3 protein-coding genes, 19 tRNA genes and 2 rRNA genes (1 of these 24 cut by a window edge) are annotated in these 6,792 nt (G+C 41.4%); 1 reads left to right on the top strand and 23 read right to left on the bottom strand.

Annotated features, from left to right (window positions below):
- A complete protein-coding gene (locus AB1280_RS14365; RefSeq protein ID WP_272191438.1) occupies positions 1-348 on the top strand; it encodes a hypothetical protein in 348 nt (115 codons plus the stop codon).
- A 467-nt stretch (positions 349-815) separates the two neighbouring features.
- Here AB1280_RS14365 and AB1280_RS14370 read toward each other — a convergent pair whose 3' ends face one another.
- The 23 genes from AB1280_RS14370 to AB1280_RS14480 form a co-directional block, all read right to left on the bottom strand.
- Positions 816-1,967, bottom strand: coding sequence for a DUF3965 domain-containing protein (locus AB1280_RS14370; RefSeq protein WP_272191437.1), 1,152 nt, complete (start codon positions 1,965-1,967; stop codon positions 816-818).
- A gap of 310 nt (positions 1,968-2,277) precedes the next feature.
- Positions 2,278-2,697, bottom strand: a complete 420-nt coding sequence (locus tag AB1280_RS14375) for a CBS domain-containing protein (RefSeq protein WP_272191436.1) — start codon at positions 2,695-2,697, stop codon at positions 2,278-2,280.
- A gap of 765 nt (positions 2,698-3,462) precedes the next feature.
- A tRNA-Glu gene (locus AB1280_RS14380) sits at positions 3,463-3,534 on the bottom strand.
- Between the two features lies 1 nt (position 3,535).
- A tRNA-Asn gene (locus tag AB1280_RS14385) sits at positions 3,536-3,610 on the bottom strand.
- A gap of 3 nt (positions 3,611-3,613) precedes the next feature.
- Positions 3,614-3,690 (bottom strand) — tRNA-Ile (locus tag AB1280_RS14390).
- Between the two features lie 10 nt (positions 3,691-3,700).
- Positions 3,701-3,771 (bottom strand) — tRNA-Trp (locus tag AB1280_RS14395).
- Between the two features lie 3 nt (positions 3,772-3,774).
- Positions 3,775-3,850 (bottom strand) — tRNA-Thr (locus AB1280_RS14400).
- Between the two features lie 24 nt (positions 3,851-3,874).
- Positions 3,875-3,947, bottom strand: a tRNA-Phe gene (locus AB1280_RS14405).
- Positions 3,948-3,957: 10 nt separating this feature from the next.
- Positions 3,958-4,033, bottom strand: a tRNA-Asp gene (locus AB1280_RS14410).
- A 2-nt stretch (positions 4,034-4,035) separates the two neighbouring features.
- A tRNA-Met gene (locus AB1280_RS14415) sits at positions 4,036-4,112 on the bottom strand.
- A 28-nt stretch (positions 4,113-4,140) separates the two neighbouring features.
- Positions 4,141-4,233, bottom strand: a tRNA-Ser gene (locus AB1280_RS14420).
- Between the two features lie 18 nt (positions 4,234-4,251).
- Positions 4,252-4,327: transfer RNA gene (locus AB1280_RS14425), tRNA-Ala, on the bottom strand.
- 15 nt (positions 4,328-4,342) lie between these two features.
- Positions 4,343-4,416: transfer RNA gene (locus AB1280_RS14430), tRNA-Pro, on the bottom strand.
- Positions 4,417-4,425: 9 nt separating this feature from the next.
- A tRNA-Arg gene (locus AB1280_RS14435) sits at positions 4,426-4,499 on the bottom strand.
- 3 nt (positions 4,500-4,502) lie between these two features.
- Positions 4,503-4,591 (bottom strand) — tRNA-Leu (locus AB1280_RS14440).
- Between the two features lie 14 nt (positions 4,592-4,605).
- Positions 4,606-4,680 (bottom strand) — tRNA-Gly (locus AB1280_RS14445).
- 36 nt (positions 4,681-4,716) lie between these two features.
- Positions 4,717-4,797, bottom strand: a tRNA-Leu gene (locus AB1280_RS14450).
- A gap of 17 nt (positions 4,798-4,814) precedes the next feature.
- Positions 4,815-4,890, bottom strand: a tRNA-Lys gene (locus AB1280_RS14455).
- Positions 4,891-4,899: 9 nt separating this feature from the next.
- A tRNA-Gln gene (locus AB1280_RS14460) sits at positions 4,900-4,974 on the bottom strand.
- Positions 4,975-4,979: 5 nt separating this feature from the next.
- A tRNA-Tyr gene (locus AB1280_RS14465) sits at positions 4,980-5,063 on the bottom strand.
- A gap of 16 nt (positions 5,064-5,079) precedes the next feature.
- Positions 5,080-5,155 (bottom strand) — tRNA-Val (locus AB1280_RS14470).
- A gap of 4 nt (positions 5,156-5,159) precedes the next feature.
- Positions 5,160-5,275 (bottom strand): 5S ribosomal RNA (gene rrf, locus AB1280_RS14475).
- 102 nt (positions 5,276-5,377) lie between these two features.
- Positions 5,378-6,792, bottom strand: a 23S ribosomal RNA gene (locus AB1280_RS14480); it runs 1,508 nt beyond the window's last position.

Here is a 6,792-nt window from a genome sequence, read left to right on the forward strand (position 1 = left end):
ATGACACGTAATATTCCATTACTTATTGAGTATTTAGCGTTTTTCGGTTTAATTTGTTGCTTATTAATTTACAACACAAACACTGTATCTTTAAGCATTATTATTACATTTGTTACTTGTGAAGTGCTTATGGAAATATTCAAAATTCGACTGAAGCGACATATTTCGCACATATATACTACCCTATTTATTATAAGTTCTTTAATAACAAACATAATTTTTAATGGCTTGCATATTTCTGCAATGTTTCCAGTATTTTTTGTGGCTATTCTTCTTATCGTATCTCAATATATATACGTCCCAGAACATCGTAAACAACAACAGCAGGAAAAAGCATGGAAAGTTTGAAAATAGTGCGACGATTCTTTCATACGAGTCTAACAAAATCTTTTCTAGACTCGTATGAAAGAATGAATCATTTTTTCGGCATTAAAGATAATAGAAATAGCCAATTTCTTTTGTACAGCATGATTTCTCTTACAATTATTTCTCTTTGCCTTTACTATTAAAAAAGGATTCCACATCATGTGGAATCCTTTTTTACGTTATATATAAACTACTTTTAATTTTTCAACATATAAGTGGCTGCAATACAGAATAAAACATGACTACTTCTATGTATGACCAGATGCTCTCGTCCTCTCTTAAAAAGAAAGGGATGTTTATGTCGGTTTTTCAATTTGCATTTACATAAATTAAAAGTCTGCTATAAAACTACTTGTCTATTTTATCCCGCATTAACAGACAGTAAAAAACCGATTCGTTCAACTAACCATCAATGGAGGATGAAGCCCCCCACTGATAGAAATTTCACTTTATCCGCATGCATATTGCTCATAAATAAAACTTAAATTATATTTATGTTCTAAATTCATACGTTGTTCATCACTGCACCAATAAAATAAAATATCATGTATTGATGCATAACGCTTATTCTTTAAAAATTGCTTAATAAAGGAAGGAAAACAATTTGGTAATTGTATAAATATATAATTGCGTAGTAATTCCTCTTTATAACCGATTCCTTTGCATATATACAGAAGTTCTTCACAATAATACATTTGCTGTGGAACTTGAATCATTTCAAAAAATGGAATGTATGATAATAATTTCCCTATAAAGTTCTCATATTTTGTTATAAACTCAAATGACATATGTTCCATCATCTCTTTTATAACAAACAAATAATCATCAATATGAGTTGTTTTTAACGGATTCAGACGATCAGATATTTGTGCAATCACTGCACGCTGACATGCTATAACAGCACGGCTTGGTTCATAATATGTTAAGAAATCTGTACATTTTCTATATTTTCTTAATAAATCTTGCGTGTATACATCACAAATATATGTATTACAATATTTTGCCAACTCCATTAAATTTTCATCTAACTGCTCTTTTGATAATCCCTTTGCTTGTTTACAAAGAAACAGAAACATAAACTCCATCATTTCTTTATGAGACAAAAGTGGCTTATACTTTTCAATACACTCCACATTAAACTTAATTCTTTCCCAAATAAACTCATCATTACTCTCTAATTCCGTAACCTTTTGTTTTATAATTAAATAATTCCAAGCGACTACTTGTGTAAATACATCCCATGATTCATACTCTAACGATGTTTGTACGAATTCCTCTAATCCCTCAGCAACCATAAAAGCATAAGCTTGTTGATACCATCCTACTTCTTGACATAAACGAATAATTCGAACCAAAGTTGGCATTTCATCTTTATGAAACTTCGGCAGATCATGTAATTTTTTCATTCCATATAAAATAAAAGGAATTAAATTTTCTTTTTTATAAAATTCTTTTTCTTTCCAAGCCAGAATAGTTCGTTCTTTTCCTTCTCCCTTTGGATACTTTGGTATAAGCAAAGAAAATAAATCCGCAAAATTTTCCGGCTCTGCATACGCATCCGTAACCAAGTTCCAATTAGGTCCAGGTCGCATAATCGTCATATAATTCCCCCCCCATTTTCTATATGTATGATAAAATATTTGAATGCTATTAAACTGATTATTAATATATTCAAAAAAACATATAATACTTATATTTATTAGTATATCATGATTTTCATATGTTAATAGTTGTTAATAAAAATTTCAAAAGTAATTCACATAAAATATAAATTTAATCTGCGGGAGATCCCCCCACAGATTATGAATTAAACTAATGGAGCGTATGTTGACAGCTTATCCTTCACTACATCTTTGCTTTCAGATGAAGCATTCCTGCCCTTAGCAAACAGAATAAAAGTATCCCTTCCCTTTAGTCTGTATGCTCTGATATTTCACTTAAGGCAACGCCTGCCTGATCATCTGCATATTTAGTTGTTGCTAAATCACCAAGTGATAGCATTCCAACAAATTGCCCATGTTCAACTACTGGCAATCTTCTTATTTGGTAACGTGCCATTAATTCTGTTGCTTTTTCAATAGCGTCATCAGGGGACACGGAAATAATTTGTGTTGTCATAATATTTGTGATTTGATTGGAACCTGGATGTTTTTCTGCAATTCCCCGCACAACCAAATCACGGTCTGTGACAAGACCAATAACCTGATTATTCTCTACAACAGGAATCATTCCTATATCTTCTTCTTTCATTTTCACCGCTGCTTCATAAACGTTATCTAGTGGCGTACATTGTACAATATTCGTGCTCATCAATTCTCGAACAGTTGTCATAAATATATTACCCTCCTTTACACACTTTAGCATTTCCAACCCCCTTCATTTCGATTCGCCAGTTTCTTAAAAGATAAATGAGATACCATCTCTCATTTATAATTACGCTTTATCAAATGTAGAGAGCGATCTAACCTAAAATCCCAATTAGATGTTTAAGTGGTGGGTAGTTGACCTACTTGCCATAAAATGCAAAATAAATTGGATATTGACTACTACAATGACCAATTCTAAAAACATTAGAATTGTGGGGGGAAAGTATAAACTTTATCGTTCTTCATAAAGAAAACGACTCGTTAAGATACAGAGTATAAGTAGGACGGGGTTAGTAAAAGAAATACTTTATACCGTAAAATATTTATGCAACATTCCGCTGTACAAACTTAAAAGTGAATTAATATAGTTCCATTTTGAGTATAACTAAAATAATCCATTAGTTAAAATATAATGCACTATATTCTTTCCTAATTACACAAAATCATACAAAATCCTTCATTATTTATAATAAAAAATAAAATATTTTATAATATGGTAAAAATATACTTATTGTTATAATAACGTGAAACGACCATCAGTAGGGTTTCTTTATTCGCTCTTCTCATTCTTACTGCCCAAAAGTAGTCGAATAAACATATGTATAAGGAGATCATTAATCAAAGAAGTAATTATATTTGTTATAACAAATATAATATATGGAAGGTATAATTTATAATATTATTTTTCTTTAAATAAAAAGAGTCAGCACCATGCTGACTCTTTTTATAATGACCCGTACGGGATTCGAACCCGTGTTACCGCCGTGAAAGGGCGGTGTCTTAACCACTTGACCAACGGGCCATGGCTCCGCAGGTAGGACTCGAACCTACGACCGATCGGTTAACAGCCGATAGCTCTACCACTGAGCTACTGCGGAATATGGTGGGCCTAAATGGACTCGAACCATCGACCTCACGCTTATCAGGCGTGCGCTCTAACCAGCTGAGCTATAGGCCCATATTTCTTACAGGGGCAGTAGGAATCGAACCCACACCGGAGGTTTTGGAGACCTCTGTTCTACCTTTAAACTATGCCCCTAAGTGGTGCCGGCTAGAGGACTTGAACCCCCAACCTACTGATTACAAGTCAGTTGCTCTACCAATTGAGCTAAGCCGGCTAGTTTACAAAAAAAAAAAAATGATGGCTCGGGACGGAATCGAACCGCCGACACGAGGATTTTCAGTCCTCTGCTCTACCGACTGAGCTACCGAGCCTTTATGTAAATGGCGGTCCCGACCGGGGTCGAACCGGCGATCTCCTGCGTGACAGGCAGGCATGTTAACCACTACACCACGGGACCATTGGTTGCGGGGACAGGATTTGAACCTGCGACCTTCGGGTTATGAGCCCGACGAGCTACCAGACTGCTCCACCCCGCGATGATATAATATTCTTTTAAATAAAAAATGGAGGAGGTAGAGGGATTCGAACCCCCGCGCGACTCTCGCCGCCTGTCGGTTTTCAAGACCGATCCCTTCAGCCGAACTTGGGTATACCTCCATATATATAAAGCTTTAATGGTGGAGCCTAGCGGGATCGAACCGCTGACCTCCTGCGTGCAAGGCAGGCGCTCTCCCAGCTGAGCTAAGGCCCCATTGTTTTAAAACTATCGGGAAGACAGGATTTGAACCTGCGACCCCCTGGTCCCAAACCAGGTGCTCTACCAAGCTGAGCCACTTCCCGTTAATAAAGCGCGCCCGAGAGGACTCGAACCCCTAACCTTTTGATCCGTAGTCAAACGCTCTATCCAATTGAGCTACGGGCGCATATGGTGCCGAGGGCGGGGGTCGAACCCGCACGGTGGTCACCCACCGCAGGATTTTAAGTCCTGTGCGTCTGCCTGTTCCGCCACCCCGGCGTCATATTGAAAATTGGAGCGGAAGACGGGATTCGAACCCGCGACCCCAACCTTGGCAAGGTTGTATTCTACCACTGAACTACTTCCGCAAAACATATATGACTTATTGCTTATTTAATTGAAAGTGCGGGTGAAGGGAGTCGAACCCCCACGCCAAAGGCGCCAGATCCTAAGTCTGGTGCGTCTGCCAATTCCGCCACACCCGCATATTACATTTTAAAAATGGTGAGCCATGAAGGACTCGAACCTTCGACCCTCTGATTAAAAGTCAGATGCTCTACCAACTGAGCTAATGGCTCTTACTTAAATGGCTGGGCTAGCTGGATTCGAACCAGCGCATGACGGAGTCAAAGTCCGTTGCCTTACCGCTTGGCTATAGCCCATCAAATGGTGGAGGGGGGCAGATTCGAACTGCCGAACCCGAAGGAGCGGATTTACAGTCCGCCGCGTTTAGCCACTTCGCTACCCCTCCGACATGAAAACTTATATGGTGGAGGATGACGGGATCGAACCGCCGACCCCCTGCTTGTAAGGCAGGTGCTCTCCCAGCTGAGCTAATCCTCCATTTGCCTGGCAACGTCCTACTCTCACAGGGGCAAAGCCCCAACTACCATCGGCGCTAGAGAGCTTAACTTCCGTGTTCGGTATGGGAACGGGTGTGACCTCTCTGCCATCATTACCAGACTATATTCATTTGAGACAATCATTATTATACTTGATTGAGTTAAAAAGTCAATAAGTTTTTTTATGTTCTCTCAAAACTAGATAACACTTGCTTCATATTATATGGTTAAGTCCTCGATCTATTAGTATTCGTCAGCTCCACGTGTCACCACGCTTCCACCTCGAACCTATCAACCTGATCATCTTTCAGGGATCTTACTAGCTTAACGCTATGGGAAATCTCATCTTGAGGGGGGCTTCATGCTTAGATGCTTTCAGCACTTATCCCTTCCGCACATAGCTACCCAGCTATGCCCTTGGCAGAACAACTGGTACACCAGCGGTGCGTCCATCCCGGTCCTCTCGTACTAAGGACAGCTCCTCTCAAATTTCCTACGCCCACGACGGATAGGGACCGAACTGTCTCACGACGTTCTGAACCCAGCTCGCGTACCGCTTTAATGGGCGAACAGCCCAACCCTTGGGACCGACTACAGCCCCAGGATGCGATGAGCCGACATCGAGGTGCCAAACCTCCCCGTCGATGTGGACTCTTGGGGGAGATAAGCCTGTTATCCCCGGGGTAGCTTTTATCCGTTGAGCGATGGCCCTTCCATGCGGAACCACCGGATCACTAAGCCCGACTTTCGTCCCTGCTCGACTTGTAGGTCTCGCAGTCAAGCTCCCTTATGCCTTTGCACTCTACGAATGATTTCCAACCATTCTGAGGGAACCTTTGGGCGCCTCCGTTACTTTTTAGGAGGCGACCGCCCCAGTCAAACTGCCCACCTGACACTGTCTCCCGGGTCGATAAGACCCGTAGGTTAGAATTTCAATACAGCCAGGGCGGTATCCCACCAGCGCCTCCACCGAAGCTAGCGCTCCGGCTTCAAAGGCTCCCGCCTATCCTGTACAAGCTGTACCAAAATTCAATATCAGGCTACAGTAAAGCTCCACGGGGTCTTTCCGTCCTGTCGCGGGTAACCTGCATCTTCACAGGTACTATAATTTCACCGAGTCTCTGGTTGAGACAGTGCCCAAATCGTTACACCTTTCGTGCGGGTCGGAACTTACCCGACAAGGAATTTCGCTACCTTAGGACCGTTATAGTTACGGCCGCCGTTTACTGGGGCTTCAGTTCAGAGCTTCGCTTGCGCTAACCCCTCTCCTTAACCTTCCAGCACCGGGCAGGTGTCAGCCCCTATACTTCGCCTTACGGCTTCGCAGAGACCTGTGTTTTTGCTAAACAGTCGCTTGGGCCTATTCACTGCGGCTTTCCGTTAAGAAAGCACCCCTTCTCCCGAAGTTACGGGGTCATTTTGCCGAGTTCCTTAACCAGAGTTCTCTCGCACACCTTAGGATTCTCTCCTCGCCTACCTGTGTCGGTTTGCGGTACAGGCACCTTTTATCTCGCTAGAAGCTTTTCTTGGCAGCGGGGAATCAAAGACTTCGCTCCATAAGGAGCTTCCCCATCACAGCTCAGCCTTCGCGGTAAGCGGATTTGCCTACTTACCAGCCTAACTGCTTGGACGTGCTCA

It is taken from the genome of Bacillus sp. S10(2024) (assembly GCF_050473865.1).
GTDB lineage: Bacteria > Bacillota > Bacilli > Bacillales > Bacillaceae_G > Bacillus_A.